This window comes from Methylobacterium sp. AC315 (assembly GCF_979253755.1).
Map to the genome: position 1 here is coordinate 22,657 of NZ_CEEDEA010000008.1, position 18,513 is coordinate 41,169.

Sequence of the window (18,513 nt, forward strand, 5' to 3'; positions counted from 1 at the left end):
GGCGATGGCGATCCTGCGGGGAGCCTAGCCCCAAGATCAGCCAAGGCGGGCTGCCAGCAACTCGACGCGACCGACTTGGCCAGTCAACTGTGAGCTCGACGAAAGCGGCCTGGGCTCATTCCCACTGCGCGTGTGAAAGCCTTTGTAAAATTTGCCTGTCCCGAGAAGCAACAGGTCAGGGAGATATCGACGATCGAAGCATCTGAATAGGCCAACAGGTGCTTGGCTCGATCGAGCCTTCGTTCGCTCAAGTAGGCATGGGGAGGCCGACCCGTGGCCATCTGAAATGCTCGCGCAAAGTGAAAAATACTAAAGCATGCGACTTCAGCTAGATTATCTACGCGAATTTCATTGTCAAGATTTGCATCGATGTACTGTAGCACACGATCCAATCTTTGTCGATCAAGCCAGCCTTTTGCTAGAGATAGCGACACTTTTGAGGAGGACGACTCCAAATGATCGTGAGCGAGGCTGCTGACAAGTTCGACCGCGAGCGCGTCGATCTTCAGGCCGCCGGACGAGGTTTCATGGTGGAGCTCCTTGATGACTTCTTGTGTGATCCGATGAATCACAGGGTCGGCGACCTGGCACTCGTAGCGGATGTTCTGAGCGGAGGGATCGACGGCCCTTTCGCTTCCCACCCGGATGAAAGTGTGCTGCGGGATGTAGATGTGCAGCACCTCTGGAAAGTCGTCCGATAGCCGCGTAGCCTCCTCCCGTATGCCTGCCGGGCAAAGCCACATCGTACCGGGAATGCTAACGACCTCCTGGAAGATGCCGCCCGAACCTCGCAATGACGTGGCTAATCCGGTTTCTTGGATGACCTGCGTAATCTCGGCGTTTTGGGGCGTAAAGGCGGATATCTCTCCGGCCTTGTGGCTTCGGACCTCTGCAGCCAAAAGGGTCCACGACCGCCGTGACGATGTGGCGATGAGGCTTGCGTCTTTGAACTTTTCTAGGCCGTGTCCTTCCACAGTGCTTTCCTAGGTTGTCCTCATCGGTCGACGCGGCCAGTTGCCTTACCCGCTCGTTCTTGGCGGGCGCGATATTCGCCCGGGAACTCTTCGGGACTATATGCAAAAAAGGCACCATCGAGGGCGCGTGAAATACGATGATAGCCTCAGGAGATCCAGCCTATCATACCCTCGGATCGTATGACGGCAAACCGGGCCACGACAATGAGCGGAGAGGGTTAAATGCCAGCGGCTAGAAAGCGGCTGCGCATGCGCTCGTGCGGGAGCCGTGGCTGTCTGGCTTGGACCGTTGGGTCTAACGAACTGTCCGCAGACGTGCTGCGATGCTGGGCTTCCCGAGGGGATCGGAATGCCGCCGGCACGATCGGGGGATCTGCGAGACCGCGTGATAGGGCCGGGACTTCGCGTCAATCAACGGCCAAACGCTTTCGGATCGGCTCATCCAGCGCGATCCGCTGGCTCTGACACTCACAGGCGACGGCGCGATCGAACCCCGGCCCTCGCGCGGGCTGCGACGCGCGCCGACCATCGAAACGCTCGCCGAGCGGATCCTCGAGAACGATCGATGGTAGGCTGAGACCTTCCTGCACGAAGTGCGTGGATAGCCTGGCCAAGCGGCTCTGCGCGCGGGCATCGGCGGGCTGCGGCGGTTCTCCGGCCAGCATCGGATCGCCCGTGAAATCGGCTTCTCCATGCCCTGGAGTAGAAGCAGACGGGCTGTGAAAGCCGCGCGTGAGGCGTGACTCGCGGGTCAATCCCCTTGATCCCGATGCCCTCGTAATCATTGATGAAATCGCCGCGGCGACGAACATGGTTCGAGCCTACGGGAAAGATCTGCGTGATGAGCGTTGCCAGCGCCGCGTACGCAAGCACTCCAACGGGTCTTCGCCTCGTCGCCTCCGTCTGCGTCATGCCCGGAAAGGCAGCTGAACTCGCGTCGAGTTGATAACACCCGCAAGACAGACTGAAACCCAAGTTCATCGTCAGTTTTCAGACCTGATATCTGCGCGCACCTCGAGCGGCCTTCGCGGCTAGATGCATCGCGAGCCACGTGCTGGCATATGCGGGCACCGAGAAGAATGGTGAGGGGCAACATGATCGCGATTCCCCCGAGATTGAAAGCAGTTTGAATCCGCCACGATGCGTCGAGGTGCCGTCAAGGATCCCACCGCTGAGGTCACGCGCTTCACCAATGGGTCGCTGATCTCCAACATTCGCCGATAGAGATCATCCAGATCGGGGAGTCCCGGATGATCCAACCGAGCATCCCCGTCGCCAACCTTATTGGGAGTCGAGACACGATCCACGAGGGACGAGGCGCTTCGCAGCGTCCGATCGTGCAAATGGAACCTGAAATCGACAATCTACGAACGTGTGATTCGCGTAAGCCCCTTGTCACACCAAGAGGGCCGTGGCGTGCGGGTAGGAAGCACCTTCATCAAGGTCGGGCTGCTCGGGCTGATCGGCCTCGGTTGCGCGCTGGCCTATGCATGGCACCCTGCGATCCAGCCGTCGACACCGCCATCGCAACCGAGCTTCGATCCGGACGTCGTGCGACGCGGAGGCGAGCTCTCCGCCCTTGGTGACTGCAACACCTGCCACACTTCGCCGGGCGGACGGCCCTTTGCGGGCGGTCTGGCGATGCCGACACCCTTCGGAACGCTTTACTCGACCAACATCACGCCAGACACGGGTACGGGTATTGGTCTTTGGCCCGAGGAGGCTTTTGTCCGAGCGCTACGTGAAGGCGTGGATCGCGAAGGGCGCCACCTCTATCCTGCCTTTCCATACGACCATTACACGTTGACGAGCGACCCCGACGCGAAGGCGCTGTATGCCTTCCTGATGACGCGTGAGCCTGTGGTCGCGACGGCGCCGCCGAACGAACTCGTCTTCCCGCTCAATGTACGGCTCGTGCTTGCGGGCTGGAAACTCCTTTTCTTCCGTGAGGGCCGACTCGCAGCCGATCCGATGAAGGATAAGACCTGGAACAGGGGGCGCTATCTCGTCGAGGGCCTCGGGCATTGCGGCGGCTGCCATAGCCCTCGCAACGTCGCTGGCGCGGAGAAGCGGTCGCACGCCTTGGAGGGCGGCGAAGCGGAAGGCTGGCATGCCTACGCGCTTGGGCGGGCTTCGCAGGCGCCGATCCCCTGGACGGAGGAGGCTCTCACCCAGTACCTCGCCGAAGGCTACAGTCGGGAGCACGGCGTGGCGCGGGGTCCGATGGCGCCTGTCGTCGAAAATCTCGCGACTGTTCCGCGGCGGGATGTCGCCGCGATGGCACGGTATCTCGCGACGCTCGGAGCAGGCCCCGGTTCGAAAGGTGCCGCGTCGGGCTTGAACTTGACCGGACCCGGACGGCAACCGCAGTCGGCGGGTGCGCAGGGTCCGACGCCTTCCGGATCGGAAGATCCCGGAGCGCGGATCTACGCGACCGCATGCGCATCCTGTCACGATGGCGGTCGGCCCGTTCCGTTCGGAGGCCTTCATCTCTCGTTGTCGACCGGCGTTGCCGGCGAGAGCTCCGAAAACCTGGTGAACGTCATCATGCAGGGGCTGCCCGCCCAGGGCGGTGTCGCACAGCCGATCATGCCCGGGTTCGCCTCGATCCTGGATGACCGCCAAGTGTTCGATCTCGTCACCCATTTACGAACTCGTTTCGGACGGAAGCCTTCCTGGCCAGGCGTCGAGGACGCGATCCGCGAGGCTAGGGCTCTGCCCGGGACCGCGAAGCGATCGGGGCCGAGGCTCGAACGGTGAGGGACGCTCCATGACGACATTGATTCTCAACGGCCGAAGTCGCAGTGCGACATCCTCGCCGGACACGCCATTGCTCTACGTCCTCCGCGACGAGTTCGGCCTCAACGCGGCGAAGTTCGGGTGCGGACTGGGGCAGTGCGGGGCCTGCACGGTCGTGGTCGACGGCGAGGCCGTGTTCTCCTGTCTGACGCCGCTGATGCTGCTCGAGAACCGCCGCGTCACGACCCTCGAAGGTCTGGGAACGGTCGAGGCGCCGGGCCCCCTGCAACGCGCTTTCATCGAGGAACAGGCTGCGCAATGCGGCTTCTGCGTCCCGGGCATGATGATGCGGGTGCAGGCGCTCCTCGATCGTGACCCCGGCGTGACCGACGCTCAGATCCGGTCCGAGCTCGAACCGCACCTATGCCGGTGCGGTACCCAGATGCGCATCCTCCGTGCGGTCGGGCGGGCCGCGGACGCAATCCGGACGAAGGCGGCCCCGACCGGGAGTTCGTCACGATGACCCCCACCGTCACGAGACGATCGGTGCTCGGCGGCGCCGGTGCTTTGGTGCTCGCGTTCTCGATCATGCGGCCAGCTCTCGCCCAAACCGAGACAGGTAAGGGCGGCAAACCGTCGAAGCGCGGCTTGCCGGGCAGCTTGGACGACACGCCGCGCCTGGATGCGTGGATCAGGGTCGACGCGAATGGATCGGTGACCGTCCTGACGGGGAAGGCCGAGCTGGGCCAGGGACTGACGACGGCTCTTCTTCAGGTCGCGGCCGAGGAACTGAAGGTGCCGCTCGCGCGGCTATCGCTCGTCACCGCAGATACCGGTCGCACCCCCGACGAGGGCTACACGGCGGCGAGCCACTCGATGCAGGACTCGGGTACCGCCATCAGGAACGCCGCCGCGCAGGTCCGGACACTCCTCGTCGCGGAGGCGTCGCGGAGGCTCGGACAGCCCGCTGCCACCCTGCGGGCCGAGGACGGAGCCGTGATCGGCGCCGGCGGTGCCCGGCTCGGCTATGGCGAGCTCGTCACCGACACGTTGCTAACCGCCGAGGCCCAGCCGACTTCGGATCTCACGCCTCCGTCCTCGTTCACGGTCCTGGGGCGGCCGGTGCCGCGGGTCGATATTCCGGGCAAGGTCACGGGCCAGCCAGCTTACGTCCAGGATATGCGTCCCGCCGGAATGCTGCATGCGCGTGTCCTGCGACCGCCGAGCTACGGAGCAATCCTGACGAGCCTCGACAAGAGCACGGCCGAACGCATTCCAGGCGTGGTGAAGATCCTTCGCGACGGGAGCTTCGTCGGCGTTCTGGCCGAAGGGGAATGGACCGCCATCCAGGCGATGCGCGTCCTCGCCACGTCGGCGACGTGGGCGGAAACGCCGAGCCTTCCCGACGAGGCGAACCTGACGGCCGCTCTGCTGGAGCTCCCGAGCGAAGACTCGATCATCCTCGATAGGGGAAAGCACAGCCTCACCGGCCCGACCTCGGCAGGCACATTCACCCGGCCCTATCTCGCGCACGGTTCGATCGGCCCATCCTGTGCGATCGGCCAAGCAAAAGACGGGGTCGTCACGATCTGGACGCACACCCAAGGCGTCTATCCGCTCCGACGCGCTATCGCCGGGTTGCTCCGGACGTCCGAGGACAACGTCCGCTGCATCCACGTCGAGGGATCAGGCTGCTACGGGCAGAATGGCGCGGATGACGTGGCGGCGGACGCGGCCCTCCTCGCGGTCGCGACGCCCGGTCGTCCCATACGCGTGCAGTGGATGCGCGAGCAGGAGCACGCGTGGGAGCCGTTCGGTCCGGGCATGGTCGCCAAGATCGAAGCCTCGGTGGGTTCGGACGGAAGCGTGGTGGACTGGCACCACGATGTCTGGAGCCAGTCGCATATGATGCGGCCGGGTCCGCCCGGCGCGTTGCTCGCCGCGCGTGAGATCGCAAGTCCGTTTCCCCCTGCGCCGCCGGTTGCGCTCGCGCAGCCCGAAGGCGGCGGGGACCGCAACGCGATTCCTTTGTACGACTTCCCGAACATCCGGGTCGTGCACCATTTCCTGCCTGGCGCACCGCTTCGCGGTTCCTCCATGCGCTCGTTGGGTGGCTACCTGAACGTGCTGGCGATCGAAAGCACGGTGGACGATCTGGCACGTTCCTCCGGGCAGGATCCCGTCGCCTTCAGGCTGCGCCACCTGGCGCAGGAGCGCGCGCGCGCCGTCATCGAGGCGGCTGCGTCACGGTTCGGCTGGATCGGACGCCCTTCCCTGCCGCCGGGGGGTGGCTACGGCTTCGCTTTCGCGCAATACAAGAACCTGGAAGCCTATTGCGCCGTGGCCGTCGAGATCTCGGTCGAGCGCGAGACTGGCGCGGTGACCGTTCGCCGAGTCGTCGCAGCGGTCGACACCGGTGAGATCGTCAACCCCGACGGGGTGCAGAACCAGGTCGAAGGCGGCATCCTACAAGCCACGAGCTGGACGTTGTTTGAAGGGGTCACCTTCGATCGGACGCGTGTTACGTCCGTCGACTGGGCTGCGTACCCGATCATGCGCTTCGACTCGGTGCCGGGCTCGGTCGATGTCCATCTCGTCGCCCGGCCGGGCACACCGTTTCTCGGCGTTGCCGAGGCGGCGCAAGGCCCGACCGGAGCCGCGCTGGGAAACGCGATCCGCGACGCGACCGGTTGCAGGCTGCGCGACCTCCCCTTCACTTCGAAGCGCATCAAGGCCGCGATCGGCGCCTGAATCCCATGGGGGAAAACCAACCATGACCAATCTTTTTGATCCCATGAGCTTCGGTGAACTCCACCTGAAAAATCGTATCGTGATGGCTCCGATGACGCGCTCTCGCGCCAATGCCCAAGGCGTCATCAATGCTTCCGCGGCCGAATACTACGCGGATCGCGCCGAGGTGGGGCTCATCATCACCGAAGGGGTGAACGTCGGGCCGATGTCGAACTCCTTCGACCGGGCCCCGGGTCTATGGACGGATGAGCAGGTGGAAGGCTGGCGCCCAATCGTCGATCGTGTCCACGGCAGGGGCGGGACGATCGTAGCCCAGCTCTGGCACGGAGGGCGCGCGAGCGCGATGGGTCTCCTGGACGGGAGACCGCCATTCTCGCCTTCCGGCGTCAACGACGACCTTGAGAAGCTTCAGGTCTGGGCGCTCCTCGCGAACAGAGCCTACGTGAAAATCGCCGCGACGCCGTCCCGCGCCATGACCCTGGGCGAGATCGAGGCGACCTTGGACGAGTACCGCGTCGCTGCCGCGAACGCGGTACGGGCCGGCTTCGACGGCGTCGAGATCCACGGGGCGAACGGATACCTCATTCACGAGTTTCTGTCCCCCAATACAAACCGCCGCGCTGACGGATACGGGGGCGACGCGGTAGGCCGCTCGCGATTCCTCAAAGAAATCGTGTCAGTCATCACCGAAGCGTTGCCGCTTTCGCGTGTCGGCCTCAGGCTTTCTCCTTTCGCAAGCTACAACAATGCAAATGACGACAACCCTGCGGATACGTACGGCCATCTCACGAAATGGATGGAAGGGCTCGGTATGGCCTATCTACATCTGGCCGATACCAACGCATGGGGGGGCGCTTCCGACTATGACGAGATGATCGCGCTGTTCCGCCCCGGCTATCGGGGACCGCTGATCGTCAATGGCGGCATCGACCCGCAGCGGGCCAGGGCGATCATAGCGAGCGGCGAGGCAGAAGCCGTGGCGTTCGGACGACTGCTCCTGGCCAACCCCGATTTGCCGGTCCGCATACGACAGAACGGTCCTTACAATCAGGTGCGACACCTCGGGGTCTACGGTGGTTCGGACGAGGGCTACCTTGATTACCCGAGGTTGGGTGAATTCGGATCCGACTGAGTTCACCGCTACGTCGGAACGCTCTCTCGGACGCTGGGATGCCCGGGGTGGATGCGCCGGACCTGGTCCATGAGCCGACGTTCGGACGCTGACCGTCCACTTTCGGTGCGTGACCGCCAGCCGAATCGGCACTCCCGCCGACCGGGATTCCTTGCCCGTCGGTTGACTGCCGGGCGGCAGCTGCCGGTGGGTCGTTCACCCTCGACAGGTCATCGAACGTCTTCCCCGGTTGGGGGGCACGAGAGGTGCTCTCCGGATCGGCATGGGCGAAACTGCTGATGCGGCACGACCTGCTGACGTCGTCGCCGCCCCGGGGAAGGTTCGCTGCCTCGTCAGGGGCGGACATCTCAACCTGCCAGCCGTCAAACTGTCGCTTCCTAGGGGGTGGGATACCGCCAAGCGTGCGCATTCAGCTGATAGGGTTGGGCATCGACATCGACCGCCACCGGTCGCCGCTGACGCAAGGCCGTGTCCGGGCACGAACAGCGTAAGGCTCCGGGCCCGAACGGCTTTCCCGCGCCCGATACGAAGCGGGGCTTTATTCCGCAAGGCAGGATAAGACATCGTAGGTCCACAGCCGTTATCCCGACGTCAGGGAATGCGTGCACAAAACCTCGGCCCGCGAAATGGAACGGCGGGATGCGCGCGCTGTGACGGATGCGGAAACTGTGCATGTCGGCGAAGATGGCGAAGTGCTGCGTCCAACATGGTCCCTAGCGAGACGACCTGGACGGGAACTCTTCATGTACCAATCGGCTGGTGCGCAAAAGGCCGTGAAAGATGACGTATCGCTTGTAATTATTGTCGATGACGATGATGGCGTGGTCCGAGCTCTAACGAGATTGTTCAATTCTGCTGGTCTTCGAAGTTGCTCGTTTAAATCCCCAGAGGAGATGCTTAAGACCGGACTGCCAGATTGCCTCAAATGTCTTATTTTGGATGTCAAGCTGCCGGGCATCAATGGCATAGATTTTCAAGCTAAACTTATAAGCATGGGCGTTAATCTGCAGACTATATTTATGACTGGGTATGGCGACATCTCCATGACCGTTCGAGCCATGAAGGCTGGGGCGGTAGATTTTCTTATAAAGCCGTTTCACGATCAAGACATGCTCGATGCGATCACGGCGGCGTTTGATCGTGACCGGATCTGGCGTACGAAAAATGTAGTAAGAGAGTCCATTGTTGCAGAATACGCCACCCTGTCTCAACGTGAGCGGGAGGTGATGCTGCACGTTTCACGCGGATTGATGAACAAACAAATTGGAAGCCTGCTCGGCTTAAGCGAAATTACGATCAAGGTTCACCGAGGCTCTGTCATGCGTAAAATGGGCGCAAGATCAGTCCCTGACCTTATCAGAAAAACAATAACTCTTGGTCTTCGCGTCGAAGATTAAAATCTTTCACCTCGATTCCGTCATGATTTTGGTAGTTTTGTGCGAAATAAGCGGTGCCGCTCGGATTTGCGCCGCGCTTTGACCGCTTTCGTCCGTCCGCAATGCAGTTGATCGGCAAACCCGCTGCCCTAGTGACTCGGCGCAGAAATTAGATTTCCAGCGATGTCGGCATATCGGTGAAGTATGGACTGAGGTCTAGACTGGAGGCTTCACCTACGCCGTCCTGCCGTTCATCACGTGGAGGGTGGCGCAATTGCGGGATGTGCACGATGTGCTGTTGCCTGGGGCGGTACCTGCTTGAGGCAGCGACGTCCTTAGATCGGGCGCATGCCATGATATGAATACCTAAGACCGTTCCCCGGCACCGACGCATCTCACAGCGTGGTCGCGATGCCCCCGCCCAAGCTTTTCGAAGCGTCCGCTGCGGGGCAGGAACGGGCCGGAGCGGCGACGTCTGGTTCATTACCGGCGCGGCTCTGAAGCGAACGAGTTAACCTTCGCCTATGCCGGCCATCGATCACTTCCTCGCCGGGGCGGGCAAGCGGAGGTTTTTGGCTTCTGCCGCTGGGCGCAAGTAGACTTCCCCGCCGGCCGCCAAGAATCCACCTCGGACCAAGCGAAAGGCGGCGAAACGGCTCGCACTGGTCCGGTGCCTTTCCGCGCCGCTCAGAAGCCAGATCAGCGCCGCAGCCCACGTACGCTGTGGTGTCGCAACAGCAAGGAGCGGGGCAGTCGGTAGGGCGATGAGGATGACATCCCCATAACTCCCGGGCTGATGACGAGCGCCGGGATGGGAGCCCCTCAACGACACTCGCGTCGGCTCATCGTCGGTGGCGCGGGGAGGGGAAACGGTCCGGTCACTCAGCCAGATCGCACCGTGGAGAACAGGTTCACGAGGCGGCCGAGTCCGGCTGCTGGAAGCGTGCCGCCGCCTGATTGCGCACATTCAGGAGTTCAGCCATGCGCACGAGGTCGGCCAATGACTGTGCCTCCATCTTCCGCATCATATTGCCCCGGTGAATCTTCACCGTGATCTCGCTCAGTCCAATGCGATGGGCGATCTGCTTGTTCATCAAGCCCGCGGATACGAGGCCCATGACTTCGCGCTCACGTGGCGAGAGGGCGTCATAGAGCGATTGCAGCCGGGTCTGGCCATGATCCGCGGCGCGGCGCCTGCGGTCGACATCGAGAGCGGCTTCCGCGGCCGCGAGCATGTCGGCATCATGGAAAGGCTTCGCCAGGAAGTCGACGGCACCGGCCTTCATGCCTTTGACCGTCATCGGTATATCGCCGTGACCCGTCATCAGCACGATCGGAATCGGATTGCCGGACCGGCGCAGATCGGCCTGGAAGTCTATCCCATTCAGCCCTTGAAGCCGAACATCCAATACGAGGCATGATGGCCGATCCGGGAGTCGCTGGGACAGAAACGCCGCCGGGCTGTCAAATAGCATGACCTCGTAGCCACTGGAGCGAAACAGGCTTCCCAGCCCTGATCGAATTGCCGCTTCGTCATCTATTATGCAGATCACCGAGTCTGTCTTGGCGTCGTCCATGGTGTTCGTCAGCGTGTCCATGCATCAGCGCCGGAAGGCGCACCTCAACGATGGACCAGGATCGGATGCCTCGACCCGAACGGCTGTGACGGCAATGCCTCAACGATGCTGAGGCGCCCCCACCCGCCGCCGGCGATGGTCCGAATGGCATCCACGACGATCATATCGTCCGATTCGGCCGTGCTCTTGAACGTTGTTGCGCCGTTTTGACGAAGCGTGGCCATCCTTGGCGGGTTGATCAACGGGTAGGGCGTCGATCCGACCAAACTGGCCCGCTTGGCCTCGGTGCACTTTCAGGCCCCGGCACGCGCCGTGTCGGCGCTGCGCAAGGCCCTGTCCTGCTCGCGGGCGCCGCCCGCTGCGCGATGCGGCCAGCTCATCCGCCCCGGGCGATCGAAGCCTTGCCCGACCCGCGGGCGTCCTGCTGGAGCCGGGGCATACCCACCGGTGCCGGGCCAGCGGACGCGGCAAGTCACCTCGGTGCGATGCGGTACGCTCGTATGGTCCAAAATACGCCTATGGCGTCCAAGACTCGGATGCGCTCGCACTGTAAATCCGGCAAGCGGTCTAAAACTTTCTAAGTCATTGTAAAATATACGGCTTAATTTCTTCAAGTATTTCCAATTCATAAAATCAGTCGCAATGTAGAATGCAACAAAGTTGTAATTTTAGAAGACTTATATCTAAGAACAGATTTGGAACTGACAGAAATATTACGTCTGATTCAGGTGTAGATCTGTTTTCTCCCAAACCCAGTTTAAGTTTGTGCTGCAACGAGATTCCTTTCGGTTGAGGTAACTGACTTCGCGTCGACGAGTCGCCTGATCCCCTCCTTGGATTGAGCATCCGCGTGAGAGCAACGGAAGAGAAGACCATGGACGAGATGACGAGAAGAAGCATCCTGGCGGCAGGCAGCGTCGCCGGCCTAGCCGCCGCCACGACGCAGGCCGTCGCGGCCTCCTACGGCAATCCCGACGAGCCGCCACAAGGGGCCGTCAACGCGCAGGACAACCCGACCAGCCTAACGATCCCGGGCCCCCACAACGACACCCTGTCGGGTCTGTTCCCGACCTCCGTCAGCCCGCCTCCTACAGACGTCGGCTCGATGCCGCAGTTCTGGGCCAGCTTCAACAACGCCCAGCGGCGCATCCAGAACGGGGGATGGGCCCGGCAGGTCACTCAGGAGAACTTCCCGATCTCCACGACCATCGCCGGCGTCGACATGCGCCTCGCAGCCGGCGCGATTCGGGAGATGCATTGGCACCAAGCCGCGGAATGGGCCTTCGTGACCTACGGAAACTGCCGCATCACCACTCTCGACCCGCAAGGGCGCCCCTACGTGGCCGACGTCGGGCCCGGCGACCTGTGGTACTTCCCCGCCGGCTCGCCGCACTCCCTCCAGGGCCTCGGGCCGGACGGGACGCAGTTCCTGATCTGCTTCGACGACGGCAACCAAACCGAGTTCGACACACTGCTCCTGAACGAATGGTTCACCCACACGCCGCCCGAGGTGCTGGCGCTGAACTTCGGCGTGCCGGCGGAAACTTTCAAGAACATCCCCCTGAACGACCTGTACATCTTCCAGAGCCAGCTTCCCGGGGCTCTGTCGGCCGACCAGCTGGCCGCGCGCGGCTCGGCGGGCGAGCCGCCCAACCCGTTCACCTTCAAAATGGCGAGCGGCCCGGTGGCCAAACAGACGAAGGGCGGCAAGGTTCAGATCGTCGACAGCACCACGTTCAAGGCTTCGAAGACCGTCGCCGCAGCCCTCGTGACCGTCAAGCCCGGCGGCATGCGGGAAATGCACTGGCACCCGAATGCCGACGAGTGGCAGTACTACATCAAGGGCAAGGGTCAGATGACCGTATTCAATACGGGCCCGAATGCCTCCACGACCGACTTCGGTCCGGGCGATATCGGCTACATCCAGCGCAACCTCGGGCACTACGTCAAGAACGTCGGAGACGGCGACTTGGTGTTCCTGGAAGTGTTCCGCGCGCCCGAGTACCAGGCGATCTCGCTCTCGGACTGGCTGACCCACACGCCGCCGTTGATGGTGACCTCGCACCTGAACATCCCGGCGGACGTCATCGCCCGGTTCCCGCATGAGGATGTCGGGGTCGTACCAGTCTAAGTCCAGAAACAAAGATGCTCCGGCGGCCGATCTGGAGCGGATGACGTCCGAATATTCCGTCATACGCAGGTATAGATTGGCCGCCACGCCCCCCGGCTTCATCCTGTCTTCGAGCGGATGTGAGGGTTGAGACGTGTCGAAGTCCCGTATACGACCATACGACAGCCCCGCCGGCGGCTGGGGCGCGCTCGAGGCGACCGGCAAGGCGCTCGCCGAGCAGGGCATTCCCGTGTCGGGCGCCGCGACGCTCCTGCACATGAACCAGCCCCGCGGGTTCGACTGCCCCGGCTGCGCCTGGCCCGACCCGAAGCACACCAGCAGCTTCGAGTTCTGCGAGAACGGCGCCAAGGCGGTGGCCTGGGAGGCGACCGCCAAGCGCTGCACCCCCGAGCTCCTCGCCAAGCACACCGTCGCCGAACTTGAGGCGTGGAACGACTACGACCTAGAGATGCTGGGCCGCCTGACCCACCCGATGCGCTACGACGCGGCTAGCGACCGGTACCTTCCCGTTTCCTGGGAGGATGCCTTCGCGGAGATCGGGCGGATCCTGCGGAATCTCGGCAGCGCGGACGAGGCCGAGTTCTACACCTCGGGCCGGGCCTCCAACGAGGCGGCGTTCCTGTTCCAGGTGTTCGCGCGGGCGTTCGGGACCAACAACTTCCCCGACTGCTCGAACATGTGCCACGAGGCGACCAGCGTCGGCCTTCCCCAGAGCCTCGGCGTCGGCAAGGGCACGGTCCTGCTGGAGGATTTCGACGCCGCCGACGCGATCCTGATCTTCGGCCAGAACCCGGGCACCAACAGCCCGCGTATGATGACCTCGCTTCGGAATGCCTCCCGGCGCGGCGCGGCGATCCTGAGCTTCAACCCGTTCCGCGAGCGCGCGCTGGAGCGATTCCAATCCCCGCAGAGCCCGGTGGAAATGGTGTCGATGACCTCGACGCCGATCTCGTCGAGGCTTTTCCAGGTCCGGGTCGGTGGCGATGCCGCCGCCCTCAAGGGCATCATGAAGGCCTGCATCGAGATGGACGACGCCGCGCTCGGCGCCGACGAGGCGCGCCTGCTCGACGTCAACTTCATCGCCGGCCACACGCGCGGCTACGAGGCCTTCGCGGCCGACCTGCGCGCGACGCCGTGGCCGGCGATCGAGCGCATTTCCGGACTGACGCGAGACGATCTCGAATGCGCCGCGCGGACCTACCTGAGGGCCGAGAGCGCCATCCTGGTCTTCGGGATGGGCCTGACCCAGCATCACCGCGGCACCGAGAACGTGCGGCTCCTCACGAATCTGGCCCTCCTGCGGGGTAACGTCGGGCGTCCCGGCGCCGGGATCTGCCCCGTGCGCGGCCACTCGAACGTACAGGGCAACCGCACGGTCGGCATCACCGAGAAGCCGACGACCGAATTCCTCGATCGGCTTCGGGACACCTTCGGCTTCGAACCGCCACGCCACCACGGCCACGACGTCGTCAGGGCGATCGAGGCGATGCAGAGCCGCAAGGCCCGCGCGTTCCTGGCGCTCGGCGGCAACTTCGCGGCCGCTACGCCCGACACGAACGCCACCCGGATGGCGATGCGCGACCTCGACCTCACGGTCGCGATCTCGACCAAGCTCAACCGCGGCCACCTCGTCCACGGCCGGAACGCGTATATCTTGCCTTGCCTCGCCCGCACCGAGGTCGACGAGCAGGAGACCGGGCCGCAATCGATCACGGTCGAGGACTCGATGTCGATGGTGCACGCCTCGGCCGGCCGCAACCGGCCGGCCTCCGGGCACCTGCGCAGCGAGACGGCGATCGTCGCGGGGCTCGCGCGGGCGACGCTCGGGTCGGACCCGCACATCCCTTGGGAGCACCTGACCGCGGACTACGACCGGATCCGGGACGCCATCGAGGCGGTGTTCCCGATCTTCCAGGGGTACAATGCCCGCATCCGCGTCCCTGGCGGCTTCCACCTCACCTCGCTGGCGCGCGAACGCGTCTGGGCGACCTCGTCCGGCAAGGCCGAGTTCGCCGTCTTCGAGGGCCTGGAGGAGGATCCTCACCAGGACGACCCGGAGGCGCTGTGGCTGACGACCATGCGCAGCCACGACCAGTACAACACCACCCTCTACAGCCTCTCGGACCGCTACCGCGGCGTGTTCGGCCAGCGCATGGTCGTGTTCATCAACGAGGCCGAGATGGATCGGCGGGGCCTCCAGGCCGGCGAGCACGTCACCATCGAGACGATCTCGACCGACGGCGTGCGCCGTGCCGTCGACGGCTTCAAGGTCGTCCCCTACCTGCTGCCGGACGGTTGCTGCGGGGCCTACTACCCCGAGGCCAACCCTCTGGTGCCGCTCTACGCGCGCGATCCGCAGAGCGGCACGCCCTCCTACAAGTCCGTTCCCATACGGATCCGCCGCATGGCGCAGGGAGGCTGACCATGGACGCCCTCGTCCTCTCCCGGATCCAGTTCGCCTTTACGGTGGGCTTCCACATCCTGTGGCCGGCCTTCACCATCGGCATCGCCTCGTTCGTGGCGTTCCTCAGCTTCCTGACCTGGCGCACGGGCGATCCGGCCTACCGCGCCCTGATGCGCTTCTGGATCCGGATCTTCGCGCTCGGCTTCGGCATGGGCGTGATCACCGGGATCGTGCTTGGCTACCAGATCGGCACCAACTGGAGCGGGTTCTCGCGCTCTGTCAGCAACGTGCTCGGCCCGTTCTTCATGTACGAGGTGCTGTCCGCGTTCTTCCTGGAGGCCGGCTTCATCGGCATCGTGCTGTTCGGCGAGAAGCGGGTCGGGCCCGGCCTGCACTTCCTCGCCTGCCTGATGGTGGCGACCGGCACGCTCATCAGCGCGAGCTGGATCCTCGCCTCGAACAGCTGGATGCAGACGCCGGCCGGCTACACGGTCGACAAGGACGGGATCTTCCACGTCAGCGATTGGGCGGCGGCGTTCTTCAACCCGTCCTATCCGTACCGACTGATGCACATGGTCTGCGCGAGCTACCTGACCGGCAGCTTCGTGGTCGCCGGCGTATCAGCCTACCACCTCTGGCGCGGCACGCATGTGAAGGCCTCGCGCGTCGCCTTCTCGATGGCGATGTGGGCCTGCCTCGTCCTGGCGCCGCTGCAGGCGGCGATCGGCGACGCCCACGGCCGCAACACGCTCGTGCACCAGCCGACCAAGGTCGCCGCCATGGAGGGGCTCTGGGACACCGGCCGGGGGGTGCCGAGCCTGATCTTCGCGTGGCCGGACATGAAGCAGGAGCGCAACCTCTACGAGATCGCGGTGCCGATCAAAGGGTTCGCCAGCCTGTACCTGACCCATTCCTGGGACGGCGAGGTCAAGGGCCTGAAGGCGGTGCCGGCCTCCGATCGGCCCTACGCACCGTTCGTGTTCTTCGCCTTCCGGATCATGGTCGGCATCGCGCTCCTGCTGATCGCGCTGGCCTTCACGGGTGCGTTCCTGCGCTGGCGCGGGCAGCTGTTCACGACGCGCTGGTTCCACCTCGCCTGCATGGCGGCGACGCCGCTCGGGTTCGTGGCGATCGTCGCCGGTTGGACGGTGACGGAGACCGGTCGACAGCCGTTCGTGGTCTACGGCCACCTGCGCACGGCGGACGCCGTGACCGTGCAGCCGGCGGGCGCGGTGCTGTCGTCGCTGATCCTGTTCTTCGTGGTCTACAACCTGCTGCTGCTCGCCTTCTTCTGGTACGGCGCGCGAGTGGCGATGCGCGGGCCCGATCCGCTCTCCGACGAGACGCCCAATGCGGTGCGCCCCGGCCTGGAACAGGCCGGCCCCGCCCTCGTGGGCGGTGCTCCCGCTTATGCCCGTGCGCTGGCTCCGGGGGAGTAGGGTGGATCCTCTCCTCGCCCTCGCGCTCGGCGCCGTCGCGGCCTCCCTCCTGGCCGTGGCGGACGGGGTCGACCTCGGCATCGGCATCCTGTTCCCGCTCGCGCGCCGCGAGCGGGACCGCGCCGTGCTCATGGAGGGCGTCACGTCGTTCCGGCACGGCAACGAGGCCGGGCTGGCGCTCGGTGCCGTCGGACTGTGCACAGCCTTGCCGCTGGGCTTCCACCGGGTGCCCGCGGCCTTCCTTCCGCCGGTCGCGGCGATGTTGTCCGCGCTGATCCTGCGCGGCATCGCACTCGAATCCCGGGTCGACGGCACGCGCTTCCAGCCCGTCCGTGCCGCCGCCCTCGCCGGCGGATCGCTCGTGGCCGCCCTGTGCCAGGGGCTGATCCTCGGCGGATGCGTCCAGCTCGCCCTGGCCCGGACGGGGCGGTTTGGCGACGGATTTCTCGATTGCCTCTCGCCGCCGGGCCTCGTGTGCGCCGCAGTGATCGTGAGCGGCTACGTGCTGCTCGGGGCCAGGTTTTGGTTCCGCGCGCGATTGACGACGGGCGGCCCGGCCGCTCGTTGGCACGCGAGGCCCCGCAAGGTTCGATCCTTCCCGCAAGGGGCCCCCCAGGGCGTCGCTAACGGCGCCCCGGACTACGTCCGCCACCTCGCTCCTGGAGAGTAGTCATGGACCTGCCCCTCCTCTTCGCGCTCGTGGCCGCCGGCGCGGTCGCCCTCTACGTCATCGCCGACGGATTCGACCTCGGTATCGGCATCCTGTTCCTGCTTGCCCCGCGGGAGCGCGACCGCGACCTGATGATGCAGAGCGTCGCGCCGTTCTGGGACGGCAACGAGACCTGGTTGGTGCTCGGCGGCGCCGGACTCTGGGCGGCGTTCCCGATGGCCTACTACGTGCTGCTGCCGGCGTTCTACCTGCCGATCATGGGGATGCTGTTCGCCCTGATCCTGCGCGGCATCTCGTTCGAGTTCCGGTTCCAGGCCACGCGCTTCCAACGGGTCTGGGACTTCGCCTTCGCGGGCGGCTCGCTCCTCGCCGCGGTCTGCCAGGGCCTGATCCTCGGCGGCTTCATCCAGGGCGTGGCGGTGGAGAACGGCCAATACGTCGGCGGCCCCTTCTCGTTCTTCTCGTTCCTCGGTTTGCTGTGCGCCGCCGGGATCGTCGGCGGCTACGCGCTTCTCGGGGCCGGATGGCTGATCTGGCGGACGGACGGCCCGACGCAGGTCTTCGCCCGCGAGGTCGCGCATGCCGCCCTGCTCCTGGCGGTGGCCATGATGGCTTTGGTCAGCGCCTGGACGGCCCTGACCGAGCCGCAGGTGGCCGCGCGCTGGTTCGCGTGGCCCGGCAATCTCTGGCTCGACCTTTTCCCATTGGCGGCGGCGGGCGCGGCGGTCCTGATCTGGCGCAGCCTCTGGGGGCGCCGCGACAGCCGGCCGTTCCTGCTCACCGTCGTGCTGTTCCTGCTCGGCTACGCCGGCCTCATCATCAGCGTGTGGCCCAACGTGGTGCCCTACCACGCTACCATCTGGCAGGCGGCCGCCGACGAAGCGACGCTCCGGTTCGCCCTGATAGGCATCCTCGTCGTACTTCCGGTCGTCCTTGCCTACACCGCGCACGCCTATTGGGTGTTCCGGGGCAAGACGGTGCTGGCGTCCCACGGGTCCGACGAGGGTGCGTATGCGCACGCCGGACAGCGCCCGAACGCCCTCGACACCGATCTGCACCTCTGCTGACCCAAGGCTCGAGGAAAAGGCCAGGTCAGAAAAGCTTATCGCTCCTATGAACATCGAATATATACAAACGTATATAGTGCAGAATTTCTAGGTTTGGTTCAAAATTCAGCTGCTATCACGTTGGGTGATCTGCAGAAAGGGATCCAGAACATGAAACGCTTACTACTCTGTGCGGCTATGCTCCTCGGTCTCGCCTTCGTCTCCCTCAACCCGAGCTTCGCTGCGGGCGGCGGCCTGGATCCCGACTCGGTCG

General features: G+C 64.5%; 13 protein-coding genes. 10 read left to right on the forward strand and 3 right to left on the reverse strand.

Going from position 1 to position 18,513, the window contains the following annotated elements; genetic code table 11:
• Positions 1-83: 83 nt before the first annotated feature.
• Positions 84-743 (reverse strand): helix-turn-helix domain-containing protein, encoded by a 660-nt coding sequence (locus AC0IY0_RS15225; RefSeq protein WP_471764611.1) that lies wholly within the window; start codon positions 741-743, stop codon positions 84-86.
• A gap of 638 nt (positions 744-1,381) precedes the next feature.
• Positions 1,382-1,786 (reverse strand): hypothetical protein, encoded by a 405-nt coding sequence (locus AC0IY0_RS15230; RefSeq protein ID WP_471764370.1) that lies wholly within the window; start codon positions 1,784-1,786, stop codon positions 1,382-1,384.
• A 604-nt stretch (positions 1,787-2,390) separates the two neighbouring features.
• On the opposite strand from AC0IY0_RS15230, the gene AC0IY0_RS15235 reads away from it, so the two are divergent.
• From AC0IY0_RS15235 to AC0IY0_RS15255, 5 genes are all read left to right on the forward strand, one after another.
• Entirely contained in the window at positions 2,391-3,734 is a 1,344-nt protein-coding gene (locus AC0IY0_RS15235) for a c-type cytochrome (protein WP_471764373.1), read from the forward strand.
• A 10-nt stretch (positions 3,735-3,744) separates the two neighbouring features.
• Positions 3,745-4,236: a (2Fe-2S)-binding protein gene (locus AC0IY0_RS15240; protein WP_471764375.1), complete on the forward strand. Its 492-nt coding sequence runs from the start codon at positions 3,745-3,747 to the stop codon at positions 4,234-4,236.
• Positions 4,233-6,464 carry a xanthine dehydrogenase family protein molybdopterin-binding subunit gene (locus AC0IY0_RS15245; RefSeq protein WP_471764378.1) on the forward strand — a complete coding sequence of 744 codons (2,232 nt, stop codon included), beginning with the start codon at positions 4,233-4,235 and terminating at the stop codon, positions 6,462-6,464. The genes AC0IY0_RS15240 and AC0IY0_RS15245 overlap by 4 nt, the downstream gene beginning before the upstream one ends.
• Before the next feature lie 22 nt (positions 6,465-6,486).
• Complete coding sequence (locus tag AC0IY0_RS15250; protein WP_471764381.1) at positions 6,487-7,596, forward strand: alkene reductase; 1,110 nt, start codon at positions 6,487-6,489, stop codon at positions 7,594-7,596.
• A gap of 602 nt (positions 7,597-8,198) precedes the next feature.
• Positions 8,199-8,993, forward strand: coding sequence for a response regulator transcription factor (locus AC0IY0_RS15255; protein ID WP_471764384.1), 795 nt, complete (start codon positions 8,199-8,201; stop codon positions 8,991-8,993).
• Between the two features lie 890 nt (positions 8,994-9,883).
• On the opposite strand, the gene AC0IY0_RS15260 is transcribed toward AC0IY0_RS15255, so the two are convergent.
• Positions 9,884-10,570 (reverse strand): response regulator transcription factor, encoded by a 687-nt coding sequence (locus AC0IY0_RS15260; protein WP_471764387.1) that lies wholly within the window; start codon positions 10,568-10,570, stop codon positions 9,884-9,886.
• 853 nt (positions 10,571-11,423) lie between these two features.
• On the opposite strand from AC0IY0_RS15260, the gene AC0IY0_RS15265 reads away from it, so the two are divergent.
• From AC0IY0_RS15265 to cydB, 5 genes are all read left to right on the forward strand, one after another.
• Positions 11,424-12,680, forward strand: coding sequence for a cupin domain-containing protein (locus AC0IY0_RS15265; protein ID WP_471764390.1), 1,257 nt, complete (start codon positions 11,424-11,426; stop codon positions 12,678-12,680).
• A gap of 133 nt (positions 12,681-12,813) precedes the next feature.
• Positions 12,814-15,102: an FdhF/YdeP family oxidoreductase gene (locus tag AC0IY0_RS15270; RefSeq protein WP_471764393.1), complete on the forward strand. Its 2,289-nt coding sequence runs from the start codon at positions 12,814-12,816 to the stop codon at positions 15,100-15,102.
• 2 nt (positions 15,103-15,104) lie between these two features.
• The gene (locus AC0IY0_RS15275; RefSeq protein WP_471764396.1) at positions 15,105-16,523 is read left to right on the forward strand and encodes a cytochrome ubiquinol oxidase subunit I; all 1,419 of its coding nucleotides are present in this window, start codon (positions 15,105-15,107) and stop codon (positions 16,521-16,523) included.
• 1 nt (position 16,524) lies between these two features.
• Positions 16,525-17,193 (forward strand): cytochrome d ubiquinol oxidase subunit II, encoded by a 669-nt coding sequence (locus AC0IY0_RS15280; protein WP_471764399.1) that lies wholly within the window; start codon positions 16,525-16,527, stop codon positions 17,191-17,193.
• A gap of 2 nt (positions 17,194-17,195) precedes the next feature.
• Positions 17,196-18,260 carry a cytochrome d ubiquinol oxidase subunit II gene (gene cydB / locus AC0IY0_RS15285; protein WP_471764402.1) on the forward strand — a complete coding sequence of 355 codons (1,065 nt, stop codon included), beginning with the start codon at positions 17,196-17,198 and terminating at the stop codon, positions 18,258-18,260.
• The last annotated feature ends 253 nt before the right edge of the window (positions 18,261-18,513 follow it).